The following is a 26220-nucleotide window of genomic DNA, read 5'->3' on the forward strand; positions in this document are numbered from 1 at the left end:
TGGCCGCTGAGGGACCCGTCGCGCGCGGCTGTGGAATCCGGCAGACGTCGGCTCGGGTCCTCACCTGCCTGCCGGCGGCCGCGGCTGCGGGTGCCACTCGGTGAGCAGGATCGTGGCGTCGTCGCGCAGCTGCTGGTCCTGGTGGCGCAGGATCTGCTGGATGAGGCGGCGTAGGGCTTCCGGCGCGGGCAGCCCGTCGGTCATGGCGCGGACGACGGTGTCGGCCAGGCGGTGCTCGCCGAAGAGTTCGCCGCCGGGCGAGCGGGCCTCGGTGACGCCGTCGGTGAACATCAGCACCCGGTCGCCGGGCTGCAGGCGGGCGGTGTGGACCTGCGGCGGGGGAGCGGCGCTGTCGAGTCCCAGCGGCAGGTGCGGGGGCCGGTCGAGTGCGCCGGTCACGATGCGGCCCTCGCGCAGCAGTAGCGGTGCCGGGTGGCCGCAGTTGATCCAGTCCAGCCGGCCGGTGGCGGTGTCCAGGTCGGCGATCAGGCAGGTCAGCAGCCGGTCGGGGATCCACCGGGCCAGGGTGCGGTCGATTTGCTCGGCGATGTCGACGAGGCTGCCGCCGGCACGGCGGGTGGAGCGGCAGGCGGCGAGAGCCACGGCGCTGCAGCCGCCGGAGGCGAGGTCGTGGCCCATGGCGTCCAGCAGGGTCAGGTGCAGGAGTGTGCCGGCCAGGCTGTGGTCGAAGGCGTCACCGCCGATCTCGTACGCGGGTTCCAGGACGGCGGAGGACGTCACCGCCGTGGTGCCGATCGTCCGCGGCGGCACGAACGCCCAGAGCAGCTCCGCCTGCAGCGTCATCGGCCGGGTGCGTACCGTCTGGATCAGGACGTCGCTGCAGTACTGCTTGGTCGCGAGGATCATGGCCGTCAGGGATGCCAGGGCCTTGCACCGCACCAGCATCGCCGCATCCAGGACCGGGGCGGCCACCTTCAGGACGCCGATGCGTTCAATGCCGTCCACCAGCGGCAGCCAGCCCCGCCCGGTGTCCCTGTCCGCAGCGGTCTGTACGGACTCGGTGCGGTAGGCGCGGCCGGCCAGCGAGGTGTCGACCGCGATGGTCTCCAGCTGGACCGGCCTCCCCTGGACGAGGAGTTCGGCCTGGTCCGGGCCGGGCAGGGCGACCAGTTCGTGTTGCTGCACGTCCGCCACGTAGACACTCGCCTGGGACAGCCCCAGCCGCACAGCGGTTTCCTGGACCAGCCCCGCGATCTCCGACGGAGCGATGCGGTGGGCCGCGGCCAGCACGTCCGCGAGAACCTCGCCCAGAACGGAGTCCTCGACAGCCACCCGTCCGCCCTCGCCGTAGATCGCGCCAGCCGCCGCGGCACTCGTCCTCATCATCGCGCTGCGTTGCCCGGCAGCCCGGTACCGACGCACGGCCCGGCCGGGTGAACGGCGGCCGCGCTGCGCGTCGGCCGGGTGTGACACGGCGCGGCCACGACGGCGAGAACAGCACAGCACCAAACCGTCTCGCTGGACAACGACGACGACGGCCGGCGCCAGTACGACGACGAGCCTTCCTCGCCCACCTGCGCTCCCCGCCGGTGCGCGTGCGCGAGGGCGCCGTCGAGCCGATGGCCGCCCTGTCCGAGGCCGGCCACACCCAGTCACTGCTGTCGCTGTGCCCGCACGACACGCTCGTGCGCGAGGCCCGAGAGGCCGGCATCGGGCACTTCTCCACCCGGATCGAGGGCCGCACCGGGTCCGGCGGCACCAAGGCCGCCCCGCTCGCCGCCCACCTCCACGCCACGGCCTCACCGGCCAGGGCCACCGGGTGCTGCCGGTCGGCGACGCCGTCGACGACACGGATGCCGCCCACGCCAACGACGCTCACGCGGTGCTGCACACCGGCGGGCTGCACCATCCCGGAGGACCGACAACCGGGCGGCGAAGCTGTCCGATGGCACGGTGGCGACCTTCCGGGAGCACGGCGGTGCGCGCGGGCCGTGGACCGCACGCGGCGGCTCCCCGGGGGCAGCGAGCCAACCGACAAGGCCAACCGACAAGGCCGACCGGCCGGAGGGAGCGGCACGGTCCCGTCGTGGTCCGGCCCCGAGCGGGACCACGACGGGACCGGCCTGGCCTGTCAGTACGAGGCACTGGTGGCGCAGCGGCCGGTGTTCCCGTTGCACACGACGACGTACGACGTGCTTCCGGCGTCCAGGAGTTCTGCGGTCCACTGCGTGGCACCCCGGGTCGACGCGCCCGAGTGCCCGCCGTTCGATTGCCGGAGCTCCACGCGGCAGTAGTCGCCCATGGTGGAGGTCACGTAGCCCTGCACGTGGTCGTGCCCGCTGTAGAACGAGACCACCATGCCCCCGGCACAGCCGGGGACGTCGGCCGTGTAGGCGGTGCTGGCCGACGCCATCCCGACGCTGAGGCCCAGACCGGCGGCGGTGGCGGCGACGAGAGCGCCGAGGCGGACGGCGGTGCGCTTCCTGATCCGGGGCCGTGGGGCAGTGTGGCGGCCGGGTGGGTCCTTCGGCGACAGCGGCGCCGCGGCGCACACCGGGCGCCGGGCCCCCACCCGCCGGGCCGCAACCCGCCGGGCCCCAACGCGCGCGCCCCGGGAAGCACCCGGCGGCGGAGGCCGGGCGTGACCGCCGTCCGGACAACGGCGTTCGCGCTGGTGCCGGCGGTGGTGCGCAGCCGCGCGAAGGCGGGGCGCCCGGCGGCGGCCGGTGGTCACCCCGGGTGACTGCCGACGGCGGAACGGGCGCCGGGGGCGGGCGTTCCCCCGCCGGAGCGGATTCCTGCCCCGGAGCTCCGGGGCAGGGATCCGCTCCGGCTCAGTCCGGCGGTTCCGGTGTGCGGGGCTCGCCCGGTTCCGGCGCCGCCGGCTCGGGACGGGGCAGGGCGGGAGCGGGGTGCTCCGGTTCCGGCGGCGGCACGGGCACGCCTGGCGGAGCCGGGGGATCCGGCACCAGCGGGGGGCCGGACGGGTCGGCTGGGGCCGGCGGACGGGGTGTGGCCCCGAAGGGCGGGGCAGGGTCGGTCACCGCGTGCTCCGTATCGTCGTCGGGCCGGACTCTCGGACGAGCCGACCGCTGTGTGCATCCGGGTGCCCCCGATCTGCGGATTCATGCCTTCCGCCCGGGCGTGCTGCCGCTGCCGGAACCACCGATACCCCGGAGGCGCTCGCCGCTCACGTGGTCGAAACCCCCCTCGACGACCCCGGCCCCACGGAAACACCGGCAGGGCCGAAACACCGGGGGCCGCCCGGGATGCCCCGCCTCCCCCGGCTCAGCCCCGTCGCTGACCTGCTAGTATTCCTCTCATCGCGGGAGAGGGTGATCTCCCGTCAGGCGTCAGCGGTGCTACCAGAGCACGCCCTACTTTCAGTAGGGAGAGTCCGTGCGACCCGGGCCTGGCGCTCCACCATCGGATGAGGTCCGGTGCCCGAATCGGGCACCGGACCTCATCCGTGTTCGCTTGCCGGTACCGGCACGTGGTACGTCAACTCGTCGGGCAGTCCGACTCGAGGCCAGTTACGCCGACACTGCAGAGCAACGCAAACCAACCCCGCAGACCAGCAAGAGCCCCGAAGGGGGGATGAGCCAGCCCCGGACCTGACATCACGTCACCCGCACCGGCATCAGCGGCGCCGGCGCTGCCCATCCCGCGGGGCGCATCACGTCGGCAGGCCGGTCGCCTCACGCGACCGGCCTGCTCTTCTGTCTGTTCGAATCCTTGGAGGGAGCCTTTCGAGGGGACTGCCAGCGTGCGGCGTGCTCAGCGGCCCGGGACCAGGCGGTCGACGTCAACCTCGGCCCAGACGGTCTTGCCCTGGCCGTGCCGCTCGGCGCCCCAGCGGTCGGCAACGCGCTCGACGATGAACAGCCCATGACCACCGGGAAGCCCCGGGTGGTGCGGGCGGCGGGGAACGGGCAGGACGGTGGTAGCGTCGCTGACCTCGATCCGCAGCCGCGCCCCAAAGGCATGAAGGACGAGCTCCAGCGGGCCGTCGGCGTGCATCATCGCGTTGGCGATGAGTTCGGCCACGAGCAGCAACACGTCGTCCACGACATCCGGGTCGACACCGGACACGGGTGCAGCCCACGACCAGTCGGCGAGCGTCTGACCGGTGAACTCACGGGCACGGGCGACGGGCCGGGGCAGACCGGCCAGATACAGCCGCCGCCGCTGGCCACCGGGCAGCAGCAACGTGCCAGCGTCGCACCGGCCGCCGTCGAGGGTGCCCCGGCTCGTCGTCATCTGCGGGTACCCCTTCCCTCTCTGCAGTGACGGATCACCCGGACGGCTTCCCACCGGTCCTCGGATTATGTCTCTCCCGCCCGGATCGGTCGCCCCTCCCAGCCGGATCGGTCGCCCTCCCGGCACCCACAGCCATACCAGGCACCGGACACCGAGAGGACGTCATCCCGCAAGAGCAGCACGAACCGACGCGTTCGTGCGGGCCATGCGTGTCCACGGGATTCCGGCCGAGGTCCTCACCGACAACGGCAAGCAGTTCACGGGCCGATACACCAGGCCGAGGCCGGCAGAGGTGCTGTTCGAGCGGGTCTACCGAGAAAACGGCATCAGCACCAAGCTGACCAAGCCCTACTCGCCGACCACCACCGGCAAGATCGAGCGCTGGCACCGGACCCTGCGAAGCGAACTACTTGACGGCTGCGGACCGTTCGCGTCGCTGGCAGCCGCCCAGGCCGCGATCAGCGAGTGGGTCAACACCTACAACCACATTCGTCCGCACCAGGCCCTCGACATGGCCACACCGGCCAGCCTCTTCCGGCCGAACCCGCAGCCCGAACCGATCAAGGTCCTCCCCACCCAGCGTTCGAAGGCCACGCCCGAGGCCACCTCGACCGCCTCGCCCGAGCTCGTACTCGCACCGTCGGCTGGCGCTGTCGAGTTCGACACCGTGATCCCCGCCGGTGGCCAGCTCAGCATCTTCCCGTCCGTCCAGCGCGTCAGCCTCGGAGCCGAACGATCCGGCTGGCTGGCCCGCGTCTGGGCAGACGAACACACCATCCACGTCCTCGTCGACGGCGAGCGGGTGAAGACCGCTCCGTCCAACCTGGACGCCGAGCATCTGCACCAGCTCCGACTCCGGGGCGCTCGTCCTGCCGGACCACCGCCGGCGATGCGCTCCGTCGCGCGGGTGGGCGACATTCCTGCCCACCAGGCACTCGAAGTCGAACGCACCGTCGACCCGAACGGCTGGATCAACCTGGCCGGACGCCGCGTGAGGATCGGCTCGGAGCTCGCCAGCCGGCCAATCACCGTTCGGCTCGACGGGCATCTGCTTCACGCGGTGCACGAGGGCCAGCTCGCCAAGACGCTGCCCTCGCCCTTCGCGGTCGGCGAGCGCCCGCGTCTGCGCGGAGCACGGGTGGCGGCCACCCAACTACCGCCCGCCCCGGCCGCCGTCAGCGTCGAGCGCAAGGTCCCCCGGGACGGCGTCGTCATGGTCGCCCGGCAGCGACTCCGCGTCGGACGCACCTACGCCGGCCGGATCGTCACGATCTACGTCGAGGACACCCACTTCCGCGTCACCTACGAAGGCGCCGAGGTCTCGCTCCATGCCCGCAAGGATCAGCACCCAGTGACACGCTGGAAGGCGAAGATCCACACACCCAGGATCTGAGCCGCCATGTCCAACAACTCCTGAGACTGTCCACGATCTGGTGAGTCGAAAGTGTCAACCAAGTCCAGAGACCTCACACCACACGGCGGGGCGGGTCAGCCGGCGACGGTCTCGGCGTGCCGTGTGAGCGCGTCCAGGAGCGCGGCCTGGTGGTCGGTCAGCTTGCCCTCGCTGCGGGCCTTGTCCTGCTTGCGCAGCCAGGTGCCGGGCCGGAACGCCGGGCCTCCGCGCCCCAGCCCGCCCCGCCCCCGCGAGCGGCCAGCACCAGCCGGACGCGAGAGAAGAAGAGGCCCGCCGCAGGCGCACAAACCCTCAACGCCACCGCCCCACTCAACCAACCAACCACCACCCACAAAGCCAAGGACAGGAAGGGGAAGGAGAGGGTTGTCGGGGTGGTGAGTTTCCCCTTGACGGCCACTCACCACGGCATCTGACCTGCGCATTCGCCCGGAAACCGGGCGCTGCTGGCGGGAGAGGCAGCGACCGGTTGGTGCACCGGTTCTCACCACCGGTTGTCGCACTGGTTGGCGCACCTGTTGTCGGATCGTGACTGTACGGGCCGGTCTTGGAAAGGAATGTGGGGAGAACCGCGGGCTTCCATACGGTGCTCGCCGCCACCGGGGCGGCGGGCACCCGATGTGAGGAGCCCGTGATGGCGATGCCACCCGAGATCGACCACCAGGTCGTGGCCGCGCTGTACCAGTTCCGGATGGCCACGGCCGAGCAGCTGCGCGTCCTGCACACACCCGACAGCCAGCCGGAGCTGATGCGCCGGCGCCTTCGCCGGCTGAAGGACGAGGGCCTGGTCGAGGACGTCATCCTCCCGCAGGCCGGACGCCTGCATGTCTGGTACCTGACGGAGCAGGGCGCGCGGATCGCCGCCCGCTTCCCGGAACTGCGCGGCGTTGCCTCCCCGCCACTGCCGGAGGACAAGACGGAGGCCAGGCTGCAGGTCGGGCACATCCTGGCCGTCACCCGCACCCAGGCCGCCTTCGTGGCCGGCGCCCGCAAGGCGGGGGATGAGTGCGCGCCGCTGGACTTCCTGCCGGAGGTCTACCACCGGAACGGCGAAGGCCGCGATGGCGCCGTCATCCCCGACGGCCTGCTGCACTACACCACGGGCGGGGCCCGCCGGTCGCTCAACCGGGCGTTCGTCGAGGTCGACCGCGGCACCATGGGCAGCGAGAAGCTGGCCTCGAAGCTGATCGGCTACGCCCGCTTCCACGAGCACCACCCCGTCCCGGTGCATCTGCGGCGCACCGTCGGCGCGCAGAGCGTGGGGCCGGCCTGGCAGCAGCACTACACGCGGTTCCCCCGGCTACTGTTCGTCCTGGCCGACACCGGCGAGCAAGCCGCCCAGCACCGGATCCGCGACCTCCAGGCCCTCGCCGGCCTACACCCGATGGTGGAGCAGATGCTGACGACCGTTCGGGCCGGGGCGGCCCGGCTGGACGACCTGGAACGACACGGGCCCGGCGGGGCGGTGTGGCACACCCTCACCGACCCCCAGCGGCCCCTGTGCGGAGTCTGGGAGCTGTAGGACGCAGCGGCCGGTCCGGGGGCATCGAGGTGTTCTGCCCGGCCATCAGGGGATCCCGGTGCCGTCATCAAGGTGTCCGGGGCTCACCAAGGTTGCGGGGGCGGTCCATCAAGGAATCCACCAAGGTTGGTGGCCCATTGCGCGCCAACGTTGGTGGCGGCCGTTACGTGATCGTTGCGGCGGAGGGGTCTGTTCACCAAGAAATCCGCCACGGTTCGCGGGGTTCCCTTCGGCGACCGCGCGGAGCACCCGGCTCCGCGCCCAGTTGAAGGGGAACCCCGCGATGACGAAGGACGACAGCGCCAGGACGAAGGCCAGGGCGACGACCGGGGCGGAGCCGGACAGCGAAGCGCGGGAGGTGGAGATCACCTGGGCCGTCATGGCCGCGCTGTTCCAGTTCCGGATCGCCACCGCCGAGCAGCTGCGCCGGCTGACCGCCCCGGACGCGGGAATCGGGAAGATGCGCGGCCGGCTGCGGCGGCTGCGTGACGAGGGCCTGGCCGAGGAACTGGTGCTGCCCCAGTCCGGGCGGGCCAGGGGCTGGTTCCTGACCGAGCACGGGGCGAGGGTCGCCAGCGCCTTCCCCGAGCTGGCGGACATCCCCGCCCCGAGGACGCCCGGCGACAAGAGCGCCTTCAAGTACACGCTGTGGCACCAGCTCGCCGTCGTGCGGACCCACCTGGTGTTCCTGGCCGACGCCCGGCGCCGGGGTGACTCCTACGGGCCGTTCGACTTCATCCCGGAGATCACCCACCGCTTCGCCGAAGGCCGCGAGGGCACCGTGCGCCCGGACGGCCTGCTCTACTACAGCCGCACCGGCGCGGACGGCGCCCGCGTCACCAACCTGGCGTTCGTCGAAGTCGACCGCGGCACCATGGGCGGGCCCCGACTGGCCGCCAAACTCAACGCCTACGCCCGCTACTGGGCCACCGCACCACTGCCAGCCGGAGTACGGCCCGGCACCATCGAGGCCGAGGGCGGCGGCGTGCCTCTGTGGGAACGCCGCTACGTCCGCTTCCCCAGGCTGCTGTTCGTCCTCACCGGCACCGGCCAGGCCGGCTTCGCCCACCGCGCCGACGACCTGGAACTCATCGCCCGCACCCGCTACGTCGCCAAAATGCTGCGCACCGTCCCGGCCATGGTCGCCAAGCTGGAAGACCTGGAGGACGAAGGGCCCAGCTCCGATGTGTGGCGGTCGATCGCCGACCTCGAGGCCGGGCCGGGCCCCTGGTGGAGCTGACCGCCACCACGTCCTGACCGGCACCGACGCCCATACCTTGTGCCCGTCCCCGAAGTCCTGGGGCGGGCATCAAGGTGTCCATCCCGCTCTCACCAATGCTCTGACCTCAACCCGGTTCCCGCGATCAGCCCTCGGATGCGGTGCCAGGGCTCCGTGAGGTGCTCGCCGACACGCGCCCGGCCTGCCCTCCACGCGCCCGGGCTGCTTGCGGGTCCGTGCTGCTCGGTGCCGGGCTGCTCGCCACCGTTCCGACCGGCTTGGGCGAGGCCTTCGCCGCCGTCCGGTTCCGGGCCTTTGCTCGCCCTCGGCGGCCCGCTACTTGGTCCTCGGTGTCCGGTCTGGGCGCGTGGGGCGATTCGTTCCAGAAATCTGGAACGTGGGGGTGAGGCCCCCCGGGCCGCCGGTCGTCCTGGTCGCGCTGGCCGATGTCCTGGGTTCGCCCGCCGACCTTTCGCCGCCTGCTGCTCGCGGCTGCGTCGACGTCGCCCGGGGATGGCTCGCGCGAGTCATCATGCTGACGTCCGGGCGGCCGCGGTCCTCGCCGGCTGTGCGGGTCGCTTGGGTCGCTGCTCCTGGTCGTGGTCGTCGGCCAGGAGGCGGCCGTCCTCGTGTCCTGCTCGGCGTTCGCCGCGCCGCCGTCCGTGCGCCGTCCGGGTCCCGCCGCCGTCCTCTGACAGCGGCGCGTCCGGCTTGGCAGTCCTCGCAGTCGAGGCGTCGGCGGATGCTGGGACGATCGGCCTGTCGTCCTGCACGCCGACCTCGCCGATAGCCCCGCCCCCGAGCCCACGGTGTCCTGCGGAAAACCGCAGGACGGCCGGGTGGACGACCGCATGGCGGGCCGCACACCCGCTGCCTAGCGTGAACCGCATGATCGCAACGCCGCCCCAAGCCCCGCTGCTCGCCGCCGCCTTCACCGTCTCGGACACCAACACCGCCGAGCCCGCCGGCGGCATCGCCGGATGGGCTGTCGACACCATGGACGCCCTCGGCGCCGCCGGCGCCGGGCTGACCAACCTCGTCGACACCGTCCTGCCGTTCGTCCCCAGCGAGATCGTCCTGCCCGTGGCCGGATTCGCCGCAGGCCAGGGCCGATTGAACCTGGCGGCCGTCATCGTCTGGACCACGGTCGGCTCCGTCGCCGGATCCTGGATCGTCTACGCCGCCGGCGCCCTCCTGGGCCGCGAGCGCACCCGCGCCCTCGCCGCTCGCATCCCCCTCGTAAGCGCGCACGAGATCGACCGCGCCGAGGCGTGGTTCGCCCGCCGCGGGCGCACCGCCGTGCTGCTTGCCCGCATGGTGCCGGTGGTGCGCAGCCTCATCTCGATCCCCGCCGGGATCCAGCGCATGCCCTTCGCCGCCTTCACAGCCCTGACCGCCCTGGGCAGCCTGATCTGGAACACCGCCTTCGTCCTGCTGGGATACTGGCTCGGCGACAACTGGCAGATGGTGGAGGAGTACGGGGGATGGGTGTCCAAGGCGGTCGTGGCGCTCGCACTCCTGGCCGCCGCCCGGTGGTTCGCGGTACGCCTGCGCCGCCGCCCGGGCGCTCGGCACCGGGCGTGAGGGCCGCCCGCGCCGCGGCCGGCATCGCCCTGGGCGCCCTCACAGCGCTCGCCACCCCCGCCCTCCTGGCCACGGCCGCCCTCACCCGCTGCGCCCGCCTGCCGCTGCGCCTGGCCGCACTGGAGCAGCGGCGCGTGTCCGCCCTGCTCGGCGGCCCCGAGCCTGTCCCCGAGGGCGTCGAAGCTCGCCGGGCCGCCGCCTACCTGTGGTGCCGCGTGCCCGTGGGCCTGGCCGGCGGCGGCGCACTGTTCCTGCTCGCGGCGGGCGCCTGGACGGCCGCCTCCGGTCTGGCGCGCTGGCTGGCCGGGCACGACGCCGACGGGATGGGCCCCAGCTGGCCCGTCGCCGGATACCTGCTCACCGCCGGACTGCTGCTGCTCTTCCTCGACCTGGCCGGGCTGGCCGCCGTCGCCGATCTGGAGCGGCGCCTGGCCCACCGCTTCCTCGGCCCCGACGAACTGGCCCTGATGCGCCGCCGGATCGACGAACTCGCCGCCTCCCGCTCGGGGATCGTCGAGGCCGTGGACGCCGAGCGGCGCCGCATCGAACGTGACCTGCACGACGGGCTGCAGCAGCGCCTCATCGTCGTGGCGATGCTCCTGGGCCGCGGACGCCGCAAGAACTCCGAGGAGCTCTACCGCCAGGCGCAGGCCGAGGCGGAACAGGCCCTGGAGGAACTGCGGCAAGTCGCCTGGCGGGCCTACCCCGCCTCGCTGGACCAGCTGGGACTGCGCGAGGCCCTGGCCGTGGACGCCGAACGCTCGCCCATCCCCGTGCACATCAGCGGCGATCTGGCCCGGCGCCCCGCCCCCGCCGTCGAGACCGCCGCCTACTTCGCGGTGCGCGAGGCCCTCACCAACGCGGCCAAGCACGCCGGCGCCACCCGGATCGAGGTGGCGATCGGCCAGGACACCAGCCTGGTACGGGTGTCGGTGCACGACGACGGACGCGGCGGAGCCGACCCCACCGGCCCCGGACTGTCCGGCCTGCAACGCCGCATCGCCGCCCTCGACGGACGCCTGCGCGTGGACAGCCCGCCCGGCGGCCCCACCCACGTCGTCGCGGAGCTGCCGTGCGCCTGATGATCGCCGAGGACTCCGCCCTGCTGCGCGTGGGCCTGGAGCGCCTGCTGCTCGACGAGGGCCACGAGGTCAGCGCCGCGGTCGGCGACGCCGACGCCCTGCTGGCCGCGGTCGCCGCCGGGCCCCCCGACGTCGTTGTCATCGACGTGCGGATGCCGCCGAGCCACACCGACGAAGGCCTGCGGGCCGCGCTGCGGCTGCGCCACGAGCACCCGGCCGTGGGGGTACTGGTGCTGTCCCAGCACGTCGAACAGCGCTACGCCGCCGAACTGCTGGCCGCCGACACCCGCGGCGTGGGGTACCTGCTGAAGGACCGGGTCGCCCGGGTGGAGGAGTTCCTGTCCGCGCTGGAGCGGGTGCACGGCGGCGACACGGTCTTCGACCCGGAGGTGGTGCGCCGCCTGCTGGCCCGCACCCGCCATACCGACGACCTCGAACTGCTGACGGAGCGCGAGCGCACCGTGCTGACCCTGATGGCCCAGGGATGCACCAACGCGGCCATCGCCCAGCAGCTGTTCGTCTCGCGCAGCGCGGTGGAGAAGCACGTCAACGCGGTGTTCGACAAGCTTCGGCTGCCCCGCGACGAAGGCAGCAACCGGAGGGTACTGGCAGTGCTGCGCTTCCTGGGCAGCTGACGCTCAGGCGGCGTAGGCGTGCCGGAACACCTTCACCGCACCGTGTCCGACAACCCCCTGTGTCTGTTCCTCTCCCTGGTGCTGGGTTGGGTGGGTGTGGTTGTGGGTGACAGTCCGGACGGCGCGGGTTTTCACCCTGCGGGGCTGTTGTTCTTGGTGGCGGCCGGCTCCCATCGCACAGTCGGCCACCCGGGGCAAGCAAACTCACCAACTCCCCTGGGCGGAATTCACCACCCGCCTGTGAAACTCCCCACCGCAGGTCAGGGGGTGCAACGCGGAGCGCAACACGCTGTTGCACCCCGGTTTCCCCGGTGGTTCGCGCAGGTCAGGGGTGCAACGCGAAGCCTGCCAGGGCCCGCGCGTTGCATGTGTTGCGACCCCGGAGGCGGTTCGTGGTTCGCCTGCGGCTATGGCAGCGCTGTGGCCGCCTCGTGGTTCTCGGTGGGCTGGTCCAGTTGCTGCTGGCGACGACGCTGTTCCCCGCGCAAGGCCTCCACACGGTCGGTGAGCCTGGACAGGACCTCGGCCTCGCTGCCCAGACCTGCGTAATCGCCCACGTGAAGGACGGCGGCGTTGAGTTCCTGTTCGATGGCGTCGGCCGTCAACTGCAGATAGAAGGAACGCTCGCGGAACTTGAAGTAACCGGTGAAGCCAGCCGCCAGGCCGACCGTGAAACTCACGGCCACTGTGGTCCACCGGTGTGCGGGCAGCGCGTTCGCGAGGGCGGCGATCGTGGTGGTCAGGAGCGAACCAATGATGATCGTGGACTGAGGCCAGTTGTGGCCTCGCCGGTACTTGAGGCTCTCCGCTTGGTATAGCCCGATGAACTCGGAGACGTCCTCGCGGTAGTAGCGGTGGCGAACACTGACCTCTGGGTAGGTGGTCGCGGCGAAGTGACGCAGAGACTCGCGCGCCCGTTCCAGACGGCCTTCCAATACGGACCTGCTCGAGAAGGCCGTGCGGTTGACCCGGACCCGCACGCGCCAGTTCAGGATCCCGCAGACTGCGGCCAGCACGGCACAGGATCCGTCCAGACGCGCCAAGTCGGACCAGCCGACGCGTCCGGCCAAGAAGATGGTCAGACAGAGCGCAGCCGTGCCGGCAAGGACTCCAGCGCTTCCGGTCATCCAAAAAGCGAGGTTGATGAACCGCCGAATCCGTAACTGATCCTCGCCGGTGCGGATCTCTTCCTTCAGCAACAGCAACTGATCCAGCTCTACCGACCGGGAGGTTCCGACAAGCGGCCGCTCTCCGTCCGACACGGTTCCCCCCGGCCCGAATTCCTCTGGGAATTCAGCTGCCCGACAGCTCATGACTTCACGGAGTATGGCACCGCGCCGGTCGGCACGCGGGCGAATCCCACGCATCGCCCCAGCAGACCTCGGACCGGCCGCACGAGACACATCGGCCGCAACAACTGATCGCCCGACTGTTAGAGGTTCTGTAGGTAGGCGGTGTGGACGGTGCGGGCGGCCTGTTCCGGGGTGTCGTGGAGCATCGCTTCCTGGGTGTTGATGTCGCCGATGAAGTAGCCCTCGCGCATCGCCACCCACCGGTCTCCGATGCCGGCCAGGCCGCGCACGACCCAGCCGACCTGGTGGCCCTCGCCCGTCACGAGATAGACGTCCGGGTTGACCGTCCAGCCGGCCAACGCCCAATAGTCACCGAACAGCCGCGCGTCGAGGGCCGCGTGCACGTCGCTCGGCGGAAGGCAGCGGTGCATCGGGTCGGTGGGGACGGGCACCCCGGCGGGCCGGGGCAGCGTGGCCGGAGCGGGCTGAGCAGGTGCGGGCCGGGGTGCGGTCTGCTGCTGGGCGAGGCACTGGTCGACGAGCCCGCGCAGCCGCTCGCCCCCCGGGCGACGGGGTTTCACCCCGGGGAGCAACGGGCGCCGAAGCGGCGGGCTGCGGTACAGGGCCGTGTCCCCCCGGGTCGACGCCGGCTTCACCGCCGTCAAGGTGAACGGCTCCGCGCAGCTGCGCCCAGTTCTGGGGACCGCTTCGAGACATGGCTGCGGATCGGCCAGTTCTCGCGCTGGTCCCGGCCTTCCGGATCGGGTGGTGGTGCCCGATCCGGAAGGCCGGTAGTTCCCACTGTGGAGTAGCCGGTCAGGAGTGGGTGAGCACGTCGAGGAAGCGGGACAGCGGATCGGTGTGCATGGCCCTGCCTCGTCAGGCGTTGAGTGTGGTGATGTTCCACCAGCGTTCGTCACCGAGGTCGAGTGTGATCGGCGTGGGGGCTGCCTTGCCGCGGTGGAGCATGGCCGGGTAGCTGCCGTCGGGCAGCGGCCTGGTGGTCCACGGCTGGCCGTCGTGCCCGTTGTCGGGCACCGAGGGGATGGTGATCTCGACGGCGTTCGCCAGATCGTCGGCCTTGACGCCGTCGGGCACCTGCCGGAGGGTGAAGATCTGCTCGAAGTGGGGGCGCTGGACCAGGCGGTGGGCGATGTGAGCCTCCTTGCCCTGGCCGTAGAGCAGGTAGGTGAGGTGCGCGGGGAAGGGCTCCTCGCTGAACCGGCGGAAGTTCAGCACCCGCTCGACCCGCGCGGTGAAGCCGCCCGAGATGGGCTCCCAGATCCGGTCCTCGCCATTGCCGGTCTGGGTGACCCGGTCGAGGCGGGCCGGGTACTCGGTGACCGAGCCGTCGCCGATCGGGGGCAGCACCATGTCCTCGGTGTTGCGCACCGCGTGCCAGCTGGCCGGGCGGTCCGCCTGGTCCTTGAGGTAGATGTCGACGATGTCGGTGGGCAGGTCGTACTCGACCACGACCTGGTAGCGGTGCTCGGCCATGCCGAACATGGCCAGGTGGTAGCCGAAGACCGTGTCCCGGCCGGACAGGATGAAGGAGTGGACCGAAGGGTCCTCGTGCTCGTGGTCGTGACGGGTGGTCATGCGAACTCCTTTTGGACGCTGCGCTGTGGTGCGGAGGGATGCGGTAGGGACGTGTGCCGGCGCTGCCAGAAGATCCGGTCGCTCCAACGGCTTTCCAGGCTGTACACCGTGTGGTGGTTGCGCCGGTAGGCGGTGAGGATCGCGGCGACCTGGGCGCGGTAGGACTCCAGCGCCTGGCCGTCGCCGTCGAGGTGGGCGGCCAGGGCCGAGGCTCCGGCCATACCGGTGTGCAGGGCGGTGAGGATGCCCTGGGAGGAGATCGGGTCGAAGGCGGTGGCGGCGTCACCGACGGCGATCCAGCCGTCGCCGGTGGGAGTGTCGAGGTGCGAGGAGTGGGCGGGGGCCCGCCGCGGAGTCGCGTCGGTGGGCAGCGGGTGGGCGCCGGCCCGGGCCGCGACGTGCCGGGTCTGCCGCAGCAGCCGGGCGAAGTCCGAGCGGGTGCGCGGTGCGGGCGGGGCGAGGTCGGCGTCGGTGAAGTAGGCCACCAGGCGGCGGCCGGTGGGCAGCAGCGCGGTGTACCACCAGCCGTCCTGGGCGGATTCGACCAGCGAGCAGGTCTCGCCCGCTCGGCCCGTGGGGTCGGGTGCCAGGTCCATACAGGTGGCGACCAGGCCGTCCGTGCGCTGAGCGGCGGCCCGGCCGACGGAGGCTACCGCCCGCCGGCGGCCGCTGGCGTCCACCAGCCAGTTGCACCGGACCATCCGCTGCTCGGCTGGTCCGCGCAGTGCGACTGACCAACATCCGTCTGTGGAGCGAGACTTCGGACGTGCTGTGGTGTGCTCCGCCACTTCGGTGCCGGCCGAGCGGGCCGCTTCGCGCAGGCACCGGTCGAATCGAGCCCGGTCCAGGTGCCAGCCGGGCCCGTTCGGGTCGTTGATGAAGTCCGTGTGACGCAGGGCGGTCGATCCCCAGGCGGAGAGGTTGGCGTAGCAGGTCAGGTGGCCGGCCACGACGGGCCGTTGACCGGCGCCCAGGTCGGCGAGCAGGACCTTGGCCACCGAGGGCAGGGCCTCGCCGAGCTTGGGCGGGCCGTTCCCGGCGTCCGTGAGCAGGACGGTCCGGCCCGCGCGCGCCAGGGTCAGGGCCGCGGCGGCGCCCGCCGGTCCGCCGCCGGCGACCACCACGTCGTAGTGGCGGCCGGCGGCGGTGCGCCGACCGGTCATCAGGCGTTGTCGCGGAAGGGCGCGACCTTGTCGATGAAGCCGGCCGTCACCTCTTCGGCGGTGTAACCGCTGACCGAGATCGCCTGGTTGACCGCCACCGATGCGAGGGCCGGGTCTGCGGCCTGGGGCACGTGCAGCGTCACCAGGTTCTGGGTGAGCGGAACGCCTTCGAGGTCGATGGAGGGCCTGGACTCCACCTGGATCCGGTCGGGGAAGTCCTTGGCGCCCTCGCGCACTTCGACGATGCCGAGCCGGTACCAGTCGTCGATCATCTGGTTGAGCTGGTCGGTGTTCTGCCCGCGCAGTCCGCGCAGCCACACGGCCCGCCGCTCGAACGCCTCGGTGCGTTCGGCCAGCGGCCGGGTCTCGTCCACGACCACCTGGTAGTCGTCCTCGGTGAGGACGTGGTTGGGGACCCGGGCCGGCCAGAACGTCGGCAGGTACGGGTCGTGGCGCGGACCCAGGGACAGCTCGTAGCCGGAACGGCAGCTGGCGGTGTCGCTCTGCCACGGGACGGCCATCCACCGGGAGAGGTCACCCGGCGCCTGGGCGTACAGCGGTCCGTTCACCGACAGCGCGGTCTCGGGGGTGAGGACCGTGCCGTACGAGGGCTCGGGCCGGTCGGCCGGGCGGTGGCGGATCCGGAACGGCGCCATGTACATCGAGGGGTGCCGGATCGGCCAGGTGACTTCGCAGCCGGGGTGGAAGGCGTCGGCGAGGCAGAAGTCCAGTGCGGCTCGGTCGAGCGCGGCCGGCTGCTCGGCGAGGCGCACCTCGGCAAGTGTCCGGGGCGGCGGGGTGGCCCCGAGGGTGCCCCAGTCGTCCTCGAAGTCGCCGTCGGCCCAGTACTGGAACATCCGGTACTGGGTCGGGGAGAACGCCATGTGGTGCAGCGGCGAGCGCGGCGGGATAGCCATCGCATCCCCGTACAGCCAGGGCCAGGGGACGGGCGAGGCGCCGTCGCGCCCGAAGTCGCGCAGCGCGTTGAACACCTGCCGGCGCAGCGCGCGGCGGGTGGGGGCGTTGCTGCTGAGCCGTGCCAGCATCTGCGGGGTGGTGGCCTGGCCGAGGCCGTCGTGTCCGTAGTACCCGGCGAAGCCGTGGTTGACCCACTGATGATCGGTGAAGCGCTGGAGCACCGGTGCGATGTGGCGGGTGAAGGAGACCCTGTCCGGGAACGGCAGCGATCCGTCGCAGACGAACACGTCGTACAGCAGGTCGTAGAGGGTGCGGATGCCCTTCAGCGCGGGGGCGTAGTTGGGCGGGGCGACCAGGACCCAGGCGGGGTCGACCGGCAGAGCGCGGCCGGCGACGGTGACGGTCGCCGTGACCGGGCCGTCGCCGATGTCGTCGTGCCAGCCGTCGTTGTTGGCGTAGGTGGTGATCGGCTTGCCGTTGTAGGAGGCCGACTGGCCGAAGCCGCCGAGCACCAGCAGGTGCCCGTCCTCGTCGGTGCGCAGTTCCCCGAGATAGACCTCCTTCCCCATGAACTTGCCGTCGCGGAAGTGGAAGTCGGGGCCTGAGAGATTTCTCCCGCTGATGCTGATCGGGCCCGGGTCGATGATCAGGTCTTTTCGGAGATCGCCGGTGATCTCCTTGTTACGCAGCTCGGACGCCTTGGCGCCCGCCGCGTCGGGAATGTCGAGAGCGAGCTGGAACTGGTACCAGGCAGCCTTCTTGTTCGCCAGGTGCGCGCTCCAGCGGATATCGGCGTTGTCCGCCGTCAGCTCGGCCACCACCTCGCCCAGGGCGTTGTACCCGTAGACCCGAAAGCGCGCCGCCTCGCGTTTGATCGCGCCGGCGGAGTCCTTGTAGAAGCCCGGGTCCTGCGGCGCGGGGTCGGGCACCTCGGGTGCGGTGTAATACTCCTCCAGTGAGTTTCCGACTCTGGCGATTCCGATGGCGGGGTGGATCGCAGCACGGACGATCTCGTCGGTCATCTGGCTCGGTGCCTCCAATTCCGGGGATCCGGCTACGAGCCGAAGGTTCGTTCGCAAACACTATGGGAGGAGGCTCTGATCCGATTGGAGGGACACGCATGACCACTCGGGAGAGTGAGGCGGGAATCCTGTGCCCTTCGGAAACCGGTCGCTGCTGGTCAGGCCGCGTATCCGTCCTCATTGATGACGCCGCCGAGCACTTGGGTGCGGAGGAGCCGGTGAGCGGTAAGACCGTGCTCACCGTGAGCCGTGTTGGGGCGGGTTTCCGTCGGACCTGACGGATGAACAGTGGGCGCTGGTGGAGCCGTTGCTCTCGCCGCCGCGGGTGGGTCCGGAGGGCGGGCGGCGGGGAGAAGCATCCGCGGCGGCGGATCGTGGACGCGATCTTCTACGTGGTGCGGACCGGGTGCGCCTGGCGACAGCTTCCGAAGGACTTCGCCCCGTGGCCGACGGTGTACTGGCACTTCACGTGGTGGCACCGTGAAGCCGATGGCCGCGACGCAGAGCCGAGTGCGGGCCTGATCGACTCGCAGTCGGTCCGCACCGCCGACACCGTCCCCGCTGCCTGGAGGGGCTTCGACGCGGGCAAGAAGGTCAAGGGCTGCAAGAGGTTCATCGTCACCGACACCCTCGGCCTGCTCCCGGCCGTCCACGTCGTTGCGGCGAGCATCCAGGGCCGCGGCGGCGCGAGACGACCCTGGCGGCAAGCAGGCCAGGCGGGGGCGCAGCGAGGCGGGCAGCCCTTCGCTGACGCGGGCGGGCCCATGGCCTGTGACGGGCCCGCCCTGCGTTGCTGGTGGGGGGGTGGGTTACTTCTCTACGGTGATGTCGGCGAAGGTGATGGCGAAGGCGTCGGGGTCGTCGTCCTCGTCGAGGTGGTAGGTGGCGCTGGCCCAGGCGTCGGCGAGGCGGACGCGGCGGGAGGTGGGGTCGGCGGGGTCGCCGGCGATGAGGACGACGTCCTGGTGGGTGGCGGTGTTCTCGACGTCCTCGACCCATTGAGTGGTGGCGGCGTGGCGGTCGTCGCCGCGGGTGAGGACCACGCTGCCCCACAGCGGCACGGGGGCCCGGTAGTCACCGGAGAGGTAGGTGTCGAGGTCGACGGGGGTGTTGATGAGTTCGAGCTGGGCGACGGAGTCCAGCGGTTCGGTCCGGTTGTCGCCGAGGTCGAGGTGGAAGACGGTCATGTCCGGCTCTCCTGGGTGCGTGGGCGGGTCAGTACAGCTCGGGGGAGGTGCGCACGGGGATGCGGGCCTTGAAGACCTTGCCGTCGCTCAGGAAGAAGACGATCTTGGCGTTGTCGCCGGGCTTGATCAGGCGGGTCGGCTTCTCCAGCATGAGGTGGTGCTCGCCCGGCGTGAAGGCGAAGCCGCCCTTGGCGGACAGGGTGACCTTGTCCAGTTTGACCATCTTCGAGGTCTCGCTCTCGGCGGTGGTCTGGTAGATCGTGATCTTCTGGTAATCGGGGCTCGTGATCTTGGTGATGTCGAGGCGCTGGTCCGAGGAGTTGTCCAGCGTGATGTAGCCGGCCGCCGGCAGGGCGTTGGGCAGCCAGCGGACCCAGGCGGACTTGTCCCGGACCGTGACGTCAGTGCTCACAGGGATCTTCATGAAGTGCAGCTCCTCTTCGGAGGGCGGACAAACCTCGCTGAGACTGATCAACATCCGGTGAGATGGGTCACCGGGACGGATGGCGGTTTGTGCCAGCAAAGGTGGCCACCGCAGGTCAGCAGCATGAGGTAGCGGCAGCCGGAGCGGACGCAGGGTCAGGCGGAGGTCGGCAGGCCCGGGAGGACCTGGCCGCCGATGATCCGCGCGCGAGCGGCGATGGCACAACCAAAGATCCAGACAGCCCGGCCTGCAGGGCCGAACCACCCCCACGCACGCCAACGGGTCACACCCCGGCGGGCTGATCCCATTTCTCCCGAACAGCCCCGCCGATAGGGTCACGCCATGGGCATGTTGAAAGCGGTCGACCGCGTCGTCGACGAGGCGGAACTCCAGCTCACCGACGGAACATGGCAGCTCACCGCCACCGACGCGGCCTTGGCCCGGGAGACGGCCGCAGCTCTCGCGGGCGCCGTCGGCCCCGCGGGCACCCACGAAGCGCTGCCGCGGATCGAGCGGCTCGCCGCGCTGCGCGAGGCCCTCGCCGCCCTCGCCCTGACCGTCGCCCGCACCCACGGCCACCTCGCCTGGTTCCTCGCCGACGCCAGCAGCCACCTCGCACCCGTCCTCCACTGGCGCGCCCTGGACGCCCCCGGCGGCCGCTCCTTCGGGGCCGTCCTGCCCACCGACGCCGAACTCGCCGACGCCGAAGCCGCCATCCGCCTCCTCACCCACGCGCTCACCCGCACCAGCCAACCCGCCTGACCACACCCGCCGGCCCCTCGCCGGACAGAGTTCGGCACTGTTGCCCCCCGCGTTGTACTCGGCGATCAGGACCCACGGAGCAGCGACGGCGGCGCGCAAGAACGATCGTTGGCGCTCTGGGGGGACCTCGGAGATGGAGGACCGGAGCGCGCGGCGTCAGCCGCCGGCGGAACGGTACGACTTCACGGCGGCGGCGAGGACCTCTTGGGTGTCCGTGGACGGCTCATGGCTGGAGGAGTGCTGCACCACGAGGATCACGTCGCCCTGGCGGGCGAAACCGGTGACCTTCTCGAAGGGTTTCGAGGCCCCGGGGAAGGTCGAGGTGAAGTGGATCAGGAGGCTGTCGTCGGCCGGCACCCCGGCCGGCGTGACGGACGCGGTCTCCCGGATCTTCGTGCCGTCCGTGAGTGTGGTGGTGAAGGAGGCGCAGCGCTTCGCGGCACCGCGGATGGCGTCCATGACCTCGGCCGCTCGGCCTGGCGCGTAGCGGTCGAGCAGCTCCCGGCCGAACCAGCCGTCGCCCTCGCCGCCGGTCGGCGTCCGTTCCAGGTCCGCCGCCACGTTCTCCAAGGGTGGGGCGTGCCTCGTCATGAAGGAGTCGACCTCGAGTTCGTCACACCGAAGCGAGGCGATGGGGACGGGCGTGGTCGAAGCGGCGGTCGACGTCGGGTCGGCCTCCACCTTGGTCAGCCGGAACCCCTTGGGCAGCCGCTCCTGGGTCAGCAGGCCCTCGCGCAGGTTCTTGGGCACAGCCACCGGGCCGGAAGTCGCGGCTGCCTCCGGCCCGGCCTTCCGGTCGGCCGCGCAGGCCGACACCCCGAGAACCGCCAGAACGATCCCCACCACCGCGCAGTGACGTGTGCGCACTGATCCCACCCCCCAGGATTCGTGATCGCCACGTACTCTCCCACATAGGCCCTTCCGCGCTCTCACGCCGCCTCCCTCCAGCCGGTGCACGAGGGGCGGTCGATGGAGGCCACCGGCCCGACGTGGGGACGGGCAGTTCGGCGGCCGCGGTCGCCAGTGCCGAGCAGCCGTGGCCGGAGCGAGCCTCCTTCGGCAACGATCCTGTCGCGAAGGCACCACGCCTCCATGAAGGTGGGGCCCTGACGTCCTCGGCCGTCGACCGGTCGGCGGTCGGACGGAAGGCGCGGTTGTCCACGACTCGGCGTATCCGCCGAGTTCAGAGGGCATGACATGATTCCGACGTGGCTCTTGTGACCGGCTCCGAGTACTTCCCGCCCACCGACCGCGTCGCTCTCGCTGAACTGGTCGCCGCCGCACGAGCGGGGCGGGGCGGGGCGGCCGTCGTTCGCGGGGAAGCCGGTATCGGCAAGACCACGTTGCTGCGTCATGTCACCGAAGGGGTCGAGGGCGTACGGCTGCTGTGGGTGAACGGGGCTGAGTTCGAAGCGGAGTTCGCCTACGCGGCGGTGCACCAGCTCACCCACGCGTTGCACGACCGGATCGAGCGGCTGCCCTCCGCGCACCGGGAGGACCTGGCCGTGGCCATGGGGCTGCGGGACGGCGGCACACCGAGCCGCTTCACCGTCGGCCTCGGCCTGCTGGGCCTGCTGTCCGATGCCGCGGCCGAGGCGCCGGTGGTGTGCGTCGTGGACGACGCGCAGTGGTTGGACCGGGCGTCGGCTCAGGTGCTGGCGTTCGTGGCCCGGCGGATCGCGGACGAGCCGGTGGCGATCGTGTTCGGAGTGCGTGACCCGCACACCGTCGCGGAACTCGAAGGGCTGACGGCGCTGACGCTGTCCAGGCTGCCCGACCAGGCGGCCCGGGCCCTGCTGTCCTCCCGCCTCCCGGGCCCGCTGGACGAGCGGGTGCGCGAACGGATCCTCGCGGAGGCCCGCGGAAACCCGCTCGCCCTGTTGGAGCTGCCGCGCCGCCTGGGCCCCGCAGGTCTGGCCGGAGGGTACGGGCTGCCCGCTCCGGTCTCGCCCGCCAACCGCATCGAGCGCAGCTACCAGGAACGCATCTCCCAACTTTCCGACGGCGCGCGCACGCTGCTCCTCGTCGCGGCCGCGGAGCCGACCGGGGATCCGGGCCTGCTGTGGCGGGCCGCCGACGTGCTGGGCGTGGCGCCGGAAGCCGGATCGGAGGCCGAAGCCACGGACCTGATCGAGCTGGGCGGCCAGTCCCGGTTCCGGCACCCGCTGGTGCGCTCCGCGGTGTACACGTCCGCGTCGCCGGCCGAGCGCCGCCGCGTCCACGCGGCACTCGCCGATGCCACCGACCCGCTGACCGCGCCCGACCGGCGGTCCTGGCACCGGGCCCAGGCCGCGCCCCGCCCCGACGAGGACGTCGCGGCCGAGCTGCTGCGCTGCGCGCAGCGCGCGCGGGGCAGGGGCGGTGCCGCCGCCGAGGCGGCCTTCCTCGGACAGGCCGCGGCCCTCACGGCCGATCCGCGCCTGCGTGCCGGACGAAGCCTCGATGCGGCGCGGGCCGCGCTGGAGGCCGGCTCCTTCGAGAACGCGATCACGCTGGTCGAGGCGGCCGAAAGCGGCCCGATCGACGGCACGGGCCGGGTGGAGGCCGAACTCCTGCGCGGCCGGGCGGCGTTCTTCCGCGACGGCGCGGCCGACGCGGTCGGCCACCTCATCAGGGCCGCCGCTCTCGATCCCGCCCGGGGCCGGCTCCACCTGCTCGACGCCCTGCAGGCGGGGCTCGTCGTCGGCCGCGCCTCCGCCGCCGCGCGCCACGCCCTGGAAGCAGCCCGGCGCGCCCCTGCCGCGACGGGGGACCGCACCACGGCCGACGAACTGCTGGACGCGCTCGTCGCCTACCTCGACGACGACCTCGCAGCGGTCCCGAGGCTGCTGCGCTTGCTGTCGGACGTCACCGATCCGCTGTGGACGCGCCGCCTGTCGCTCGCCGCTCTGCTGGCCATCGAGCTGTGGGACGTCGCCCTGGAGGACGAACTCGCCACCCGTGCCGTCGACAGCGCCCGGACCGACGGAACGCTGATGATCCTCCCGGTCGGGCTCTGGATGCAGGCCATGGCAGCCGTCCAGCGCGGCGACCTGCTCACGGCCTCCGCTCTGAACAGCGAAGCCGACGCGATAGCCGACGTGACCGGAGTCCCGCGGCACTGGTACGGCCGACTGTTCGCTGCCGCGCTGCGCGGCGGCGCCGCCGAGGCGGAACCCCTGATCGCCCGGGTCCTGGCCGAGTCCCACGCGCGGCGCAAAGGCATGCTGACGGCGACCGCCCACGCGGCGGCGGCCCTCCACGCCAACGGGACCGCCGACCACCGCACGGCGCTGGCCTCGGCCCGGCTGGCCCTGACCGACGGTGACCTCGGGACCTCCAGCCTCGCCCTGCCCGAACTGGTCGAAGCGGCACTGCGCTGCGGTGAGGACGATACGGCCCGCGAGGCGTTCGCCCGGCTGTCGGACCACGCCCGTGCCGCGAACACCGACTGGGCGCTCGGCGTGCGCGCGCACCTCGCCGCCCTGCTGTCCGACGACCCCGAGCCGCTCCACGCCGAGGCCGTGGCACGGCTGGACGCCGCCGGCCTGCGCCTGTGGCACGGCCGGGCCCTGCTGCAGCAAGGGGCGTGGCTGCGCCGGGACGGCCGTCGCCTGGAGGCGCGCCACGCGCTGCGCGCGGCCCACGGGCTGTTCACCGCGACGGGTGCGGAGGGGTTCGCCGAACGGGCCCGGGTCGAGCTGGTCGCCGCCGGCGAGCAGGTCAGGTCCGCCACGCTCGGGGGGATGGAGGCGTTGACCGGTCAAGAGTTGAACATCGCCAGGCTGGTAGCGACCGGCGCGACCTCCCGGGAGGTCGCCGACCGTTTGTTCCTCAGCCCCCGGACCATCGACGCCCACCTCCGGAGCGTCTTCAAGAAGCTCGATATCACCTCCCGCCGCCAGCTCGCCGCCCTTGTCGGGCAGACGACCTAGGAAGCCCGTCCTGCCGGCCAGGTGACGGCCTGCTGTCCGGGACGCGGCCGTCCCTCGACGCCGCCCCGGGGGGAGCGCGGACGACGTCGGCCGCGCGAGGTTCCGTGCTGTGCCGTCAGCCCGTCGGGTCGTACGGGGCGATACCGCTGCGCGTCTCGGTATCGGTGTCCGGGCGACTTAGGCAGTCGCCTAGGCGACTTTCGCCGATGAGGGCGTGGGGCCTGCCGGACGAGACTCGAGCCCATGAAGAACACGCCCTCGGGCATCGACCGGGCCGCTGCGGTCCTCGCCCGTCGTGAACTGCCGATCAGCGCCCCGGCCCCCGCCGTCTGGGATCTGCTGGCCTCCGTGCCCGACTGGCCGTCGTGGCAGCCGGACATCACCGAGGCCCGGGCGCTGACCCCGTTGACGCCGGGCGCGGTGTTCCACTGGCGGACCGCCGGACTGGACATCACCTCCACCGTGTACGCGGTCGAGGCGCCCCGCCTGATCCTGTGGGGCGGGCAGTCCCAGGGCATCACCGCGATCCATCAGTGGAGGCTCACGCCCTCGGCGGGAGCGACCCTCGTCGCCACGGAGGAGTCCTGGGACGGCGCGCCCGTGCGAGCCGATCCCGCAGGCATCGGGCAGGCGCTCGACCAGTCCCTGCTCCAGTGGCTCCTCCATCTGAGGTCCGCTGCCGAACGCGCCCCGCGCTGAACGCCGCCGGCCGCCCCAGTCCCCCACCCACCGGCCCGTCAGGAGCCCCCATGCGCAAACCGCCTCCCGGCGCCGTCCTCGCGGTACTGGCCGCGGGCCAGTTCACCGTCATGCTCGCCACCTCGATCGTCAACGTCGCGCTGCCGCAGATCCGGGACGGCGTGGGGCTCTCCGACGCCGCCACCACGTGGGTGGTCAACGCCTACGGCCTGGCCTTCGGCGCGCTGCTGCCGGCCGGCGGGCGCGCCGCCGACCTCCTGGGCCGGCGCCGGGTGCTGCTCGTCGGCCTGGGCGCGTTCGGGGCTGCCTCGGCCACCGCCGCACTGGCCGCCTCACCCGGTGTCCTCATCGCCGCCCGCGCCGCGCAGGGCGTCGGCGCGGCGGCGATCGCCCCCGCCGCACTCGCCCTGGCCATGGACCTCCATCCGCCGGGCCCCGGCCGGACCAGGGCGCTCGCGGTCTGGGGCGCGGTGTCCGGTGCGGGAGGTGCGGCGGGAGTGGTACTCGGAGGGGTGCTCACCCGGGCGTGGGGATGGCCGTGGATCTTCCATGCGGTGACGATCGGAACGTTCGCGGTCCTGGTGGCGACGCTCACGTTCGTCCCGTCCACCCCTCCCGCCGACCGAGCCGGCTTCGACCTCGCCGGCACCGCGGCCAGCGCCATGTCCGTGACCGCCCTGGTGTGGGGCCTGACCACGGCCCGCCGCGACGGCTGGACCGACATCCGGGTCCTCGCCGCGTTCGGTGCCGCCACCGCACTCGCGCTGGTCTTCCTCCGGATCGAGCGCCGCGCCGCGGCCCCGCTGGTTCCGCCGCGTCTGTTCGCGGGCGGGAGGGTGGCGGCCGGGAACCTGCTGATGGGCCTGTTCGGCTCGACCTGGATCGCCCTGTTCTACTTCCTCCCGCTCTACCAGCAACAGGTCCTCGGCGAAGACCCGTTGACCACGGGCCTCGGCCAACTCCCGCTCGCCGGTGCCAACATGGCCGGTGCCGCACTCGCCCCCGCCCTCGCCCGCCGGGTCGGCACCCGGGCCGCGCTGGTCGGGGCCCTGCTGGCCGAGGCGGCCGGGATGCTGTGGCTGTCCCGGATCAGTGCCGACGGCGGCTTCCCGACCGACGTCCTCGGCCCCAGCCTCCTCGTCGGAGTCGGTCTGAGCATCGCCTTCGTGCAGCTGACCGCCCTGTCCGTCGAAGGGGTCACCGGCGCGGACGCAGGACTGGCGGGCGGGCTGGTCAACACCACCCGCCAGGTGGGCGGCGCCGTCGGGCTCGCCGTCCTCGCGACCGTCGCGGGAACCGTCACCGCCCACGCCGGCGGCCACCGGCCCGACCCGGAGGCGCTGACCTCCGGCTACCGCAGCGCCTTCGCCGCCTCCGCCGCCGTCCTGGCCGCCACCGCCCTGCTCGCGGCCCGCCTGACCCGGCGCACTCCCACCGGCCCCACCGACTTCACCGACCCCACCGACGCCCCGAACCCCGCTGCCCGGCCCACCGTTCACGGCCCGCACTGACCACCCCCTCCCCCGGCGATTCCCGCCAGCCCCCGGCAATCCGCCACACACCGAC

General features: G+C 72.3%; 21 protein-coding genes and 1 pseudogene. 11 read left to right on the forward strand and 11 right to left on the reverse strand.

What is annotated here, in order from left to right:
• Nucleotides 1-60: 60 nt before the first annotated feature.
• From BX285_RS31445 to BX285_RS31455, 3 genes are all read right to left on the reverse strand, one after another.
• Nucleotides 61-1347, reverse strand: a complete 1287-nt coding sequence (locus BX285_RS31445) for a PP2C family protein-serine/threonine phosphatase (protein WP_259470908.1) — start codon at nucleotides 1345-1347, stop codon at nucleotides 61-63.
• 745 nt (nucleotides 1348-2092) lie between these two features.
• Nucleotides 2093-2374: a hypothetical protein gene (locus BX285_RS31450; protein WP_147465259.1), complete on the reverse strand. Its 282-nt coding sequence runs from the start codon at nucleotides 2372-2374 to the stop codon at nucleotides 2093-2095.
• A 1364-nt stretch (nucleotides 2375-3738) separates the two neighbouring features.
• On the reverse strand, nucleotides 3739-4221 hold the full coding sequence (locus tag BX285_RS31455) for an ATP-binding protein (protein WP_121179118.1): 483 nt from the start codon (nucleotides 4219-4221) through the stop codon (nucleotides 3739-3741).
• Between the two features lie 205 nt (nucleotides 4222-4426).
• On the opposite strand from BX285_RS31455, the gene BX285_RS31460 reads away from it, so the two are divergent.
• The 6 genes from BX285_RS31460 (at nucleotide 4427) to BX285_RS31485 (ending at nucleotide 11674) form a co-directional block, all read left to right on the forward strand.
• The gene (locus BX285_RS31460; RefSeq protein WP_220784002.1) at nucleotides 4427-5614 is read left to right on the forward strand and encodes an integrase core domain-containing protein; all 1188 of its coding nucleotides are present in this window, start codon (nucleotides 4427-4429) and stop codon (nucleotides 5612-5614) included.
• A 652-nt stretch (nucleotides 5615-6266) separates the two neighbouring features.
• Nucleotides 6267-7154, forward strand: coding sequence for a replication-relaxation family protein (locus tag BX285_RS31465; RefSeq protein ID WP_121179120.1), 888 nt, complete (start codon nucleotides 6267-6269; stop codon nucleotides 7152-7154).
• Nucleotides 7155-7437: 283 nt separating this feature from the next.
• A complete protein-coding gene (locus tag BX285_RS31470; RefSeq protein ID WP_121179121.1) occupies nucleotides 7438-8394 on the forward strand; it encodes a replication-relaxation family protein in 957 nt (318 codons plus the stop codon).
• Nucleotides 8395-9261: 867 nt separating this feature from the next.
• Nucleotides 9262-9957, forward strand: a complete 696-nt coding sequence (locus BX285_RS31475; protein ID WP_046386424.1) for a DedA family protein — start codon at nucleotides 9262-9264, stop codon at nucleotides 9955-9957.
• Entirely contained in the window at nucleotides 9954-11039 is a 1086-nt protein-coding gene (locus tag BX285_RS31480; RefSeq protein ID WP_259470909.1) for a sensor histidine kinase, read from the forward strand. Before BX285_RS31475 ends, BX285_RS31480 begins: the two co-directional genes overlap by 4 nt.
• Nucleotides 11039-11674, forward strand: coding sequence for a response regulator transcription factor (locus BX285_RS31485; RefSeq protein ID WP_220784024.1), 636 nt, complete (start codon nucleotides 11039-11041; stop codon nucleotides 11672-11674). Before BX285_RS31480 ends, BX285_RS31485 begins: the two co-directional genes overlap by 1 nt.
• A gap of 407 nt (nucleotides 11675-12081) precedes the next feature.
• Here BX285_RS31485 and BX285_RS31490 read toward each other — a convergent pair whose 3' ends face one another.
• From BX285_RS31490 to BX285_RS31510, 5 genes are all read right to left on the reverse strand, one after another.
• Nucleotides 12082-12936, reverse strand: a complete 855-nt coding sequence (locus tag BX285_RS31490) for an SLATT domain-containing protein (RefSeq protein WP_259470910.1) — start codon at nucleotides 12934-12936, stop codon at nucleotides 12082-12084.
• A 170-nt stretch (nucleotides 12937-13106) separates the two neighbouring features.
• A complete protein-coding gene (locus tag BX285_RS31495; protein ID WP_147465260.1) occupies nucleotides 13107-13547 on the reverse strand; it encodes a hypothetical protein in 441 nt (146 codons plus the stop codon).
• A 298-nt stretch (nucleotides 13548-13845) separates the two neighbouring features.
• Entirely contained in the window at nucleotides 13846-14565 is a 720-nt protein-coding gene (locus BX285_RS31500) for a hypothetical protein (RefSeq protein ID WP_121179125.1), read from the reverse strand.
• Nucleotides 14562-15728, reverse strand: coding sequence for an NAD(P)/FAD-dependent oxidoreductase (locus tag BX285_RS31505; RefSeq protein WP_121179126.1), 1167 nt, complete (start codon nucleotides 15726-15728; stop codon nucleotides 14562-14564). Before BX285_RS31505 ends, BX285_RS31500 begins: the two co-directional genes overlap by 4 nt.
• Nucleotides 15728-17668, reverse strand: a complete 1941-nt coding sequence (locus BX285_RS31510) for a LodA/GoxA family CTQ-dependent oxidase (protein ID WP_121179127.1) — start codon at nucleotides 17666-17668, stop codon at nucleotides 15728-15730. Before BX285_RS31510 ends, BX285_RS31505 begins: the two co-directional genes overlap by 1 nt.
• A 262-nt stretch (nucleotides 17669-17930) precedes the next feature.
• On the opposite strand from BX285_RS31510, the pseudogene BX285_RS38815 reads away from it, so the two are divergent.
• A pseudogene (locus BX285_RS38815) lies at nucleotides 17931-18363 on the forward strand (transposase); the annotation flags it as partial.
• A 114-nt stretch (nucleotides 18364-18477) separates the two neighbouring features.
• Here the strand turns inward: BX285_RS38815 and BX285_RS38820 are convergent.
• Complete coding sequence (locus BX285_RS38820; protein WP_101948343.1) at nucleotides 18478-18855, reverse strand: hypothetical protein; 378 nt, start codon at nucleotides 18853-18855, stop codon at nucleotides 18478-18480.
• Nucleotides 18856-18883: 28 nt separating this feature from the next.
• Complete coding sequence (locus BX285_RS31520) at nucleotides 18884-19279, reverse strand: copper chaperone PCu(A)C (RefSeq protein WP_183107294.1); 396 nt, start codon at nucleotides 19277-19279, stop codon at nucleotides 18884-18886.
• Between the two features lie 342 nt (nucleotides 19280-19621).
• Between BX285_RS31520 and BX285_RS31525 the strand changes: the two genes are divergently transcribed.
• Nucleotides 19622-20041, forward strand: coding sequence for a hypothetical protein (locus tag BX285_RS31525; RefSeq protein ID WP_097240855.1), 420 nt, complete (start codon nucleotides 19622-19624; stop codon nucleotides 20039-20041).
• Between the two features lie 156 nt (nucleotides 20042-20197).
• Here BX285_RS31525 and BX285_RS31530 read toward each other — a convergent pair whose 3' ends face one another.
• On the reverse strand, nucleotides 20198-20908 hold the full coding sequence (locus tag BX285_RS31530; RefSeq protein ID WP_147465261.1) for a hypothetical protein: 711 nt from the start codon (nucleotides 20906-20908) through the stop codon (nucleotides 20198-20200).
• A 341-nt stretch (nucleotides 20909-21249) separates the two neighbouring features.
• Between BX285_RS31530 and BX285_RS31540 the strand changes: the two genes are divergently transcribed.
• The 3 genes from BX285_RS31540 (at nucleotide 21250) to BX285_RS31550 (ending at nucleotide 26165) form a co-directional block, all read left to right on the forward strand.
• Complete coding sequence (locus BX285_RS31540; protein WP_220784003.1) at nucleotides 21250-23955, forward strand: LuxR family transcriptional regulator; 2706 nt, start codon at nucleotides 21250-21252, stop codon at nucleotides 23953-23955.
• 243 nt (nucleotides 23956-24198) lie between these two features.
• Entirely contained in the window at nucleotides 24199-24654 is a 456-nt protein-coding gene (locus BX285_RS31545) for an SRPBCC family protein (RefSeq protein WP_097240853.1), read from the forward strand.
• A 50-nt stretch (nucleotides 24655-24704) separates the two neighbouring features.
• The gene (locus BX285_RS31550) at nucleotides 24705-26165 is read left to right on the forward strand and encodes an MFS transporter (protein WP_121179132.1); all 1461 of its coding nucleotides are present in this window, start codon (nucleotides 24705-24707) and stop codon (nucleotides 26163-26165) included.
• Nucleotides 26166-26220: the final 55 nt, after the last annotated feature.

The sequence above is a fragment of the Streptomyces sp. 1114.5 genome (assembly GCF_003635085.1).
Taxonomy (GTDB): domain Bacteria; phylum Actinomycetota; class Actinomycetes; order Streptomycetales; family Streptomycetaceae; genus Kitasatospora.

Bases quoted from the DNA above. Each gene is read 5' to 3' on its own strand.
- BX285_RS31460 (WP_220784002.1), top strand. From the start codon at position 4,427: ATGCGTGTCCACGGGATTCCGGCCGAGGTCCTCACCGACAACGGCAAG.
- BX285_RS31525 (WP_097240855.1), top strand. From the start codon at position 19,622: ATGGGCATGTTGAAAGCGGTCGACCGCGTCGTCGACGAGGCGGAACTC.
- BX285_RS31510 (WP_121179127.1), bottom strand. From the start codon at position 17,668: ATGACCGACGAGATCGTCCGTGCTGCGATCCACCCCGCCATCGGAATC.
- BX285_RS38820 (WP_101948343.1), bottom strand. From the start codon at position 18,855: ATGACCGTCTTCCACCTCGACCTCGGCGACAACCGGACCGAACCGCTG.
- BX285_RS31505 (WP_121179126.1), bottom strand. From the start codon at position 15,728: ATGACCGGTCGGCGCACCGCCGCCGGCCGCCACTACGACGTGGTGGTC.
- BX285_RS31475 (WP_046386424.1), top strand. From the start codon at position 9,262: ATGATCGCAACGCCGCCCCAAGCCCCGCTGCTCGCCGCCGCCTTCACC.
- BX285_RS31445 (WP_259470908.1), bottom strand. From the start codon at position 1,347: ATGATGAGGACGAGTGCCGCGGCGGCTGGCGCGATCTACGGCGAGGGC.
- BX285_RS31450 (WP_147465259.1), bottom strand. From the start codon at position 2,374: ATGGCGTCGGCCAGCACCGCCTACACGGCCGACGTCCCCGGCTGTGCC.
- BX285_RS31465 (WP_121179120.1), top strand. From the start codon at position 6,267: ATGGCGATGCCACCCGAGATCGACCACCAGGTCGTGGCCGCGCTGTAC.
- BX285_RS31485 (WP_220784024.1), top strand. From the start codon at position 11,039: ATGATCGCCGAGGACTCCGCCCTGCTGCGCGTGGGCCTGGAGCGCCTG.
- BX285_RS31470 (WP_121179121.1), top strand. From the start codon at position 7,438: ATGACGAAGGACGACAGCGCCAGGACGAAGGCCAGGGCGACGACCGGG.
- BX285_RS31455 (WP_121179118.1), bottom strand. From the start codon at position 4,221: ATGACGACGAGCCGGGGCACCCTCGACGGCGGCCGGTGCGACGCTGGC.
- BX285_RS31520 (WP_183107294.1), bottom strand. From the start codon at position 19,279: ATGAAGATCCCTGTGAGCACTGACGTCACGGTCCGGGACAAGTCCGCC.
- BX285_RS31500 (WP_121179125.1), bottom strand. From the start codon at position 14,565: ATGACCACCCGTCACGACCACGAGCACGAGGACCCTTCGGTCCACTCC.
- BX285_RS31550 (WP_121179132.1), top strand. From the start codon at position 24,705: ATGCGCAAACCGCCTCCCGGCGCCGTCCTCGCGGTACTGGCCGCGGGC.
- BX285_RS31545 (WP_097240853.1), top strand. From the start codon at position 24,199: ATGAAGAACACGCCCTCGGGCATCGACCGGGCCGCTGCGGTCCTCGCC.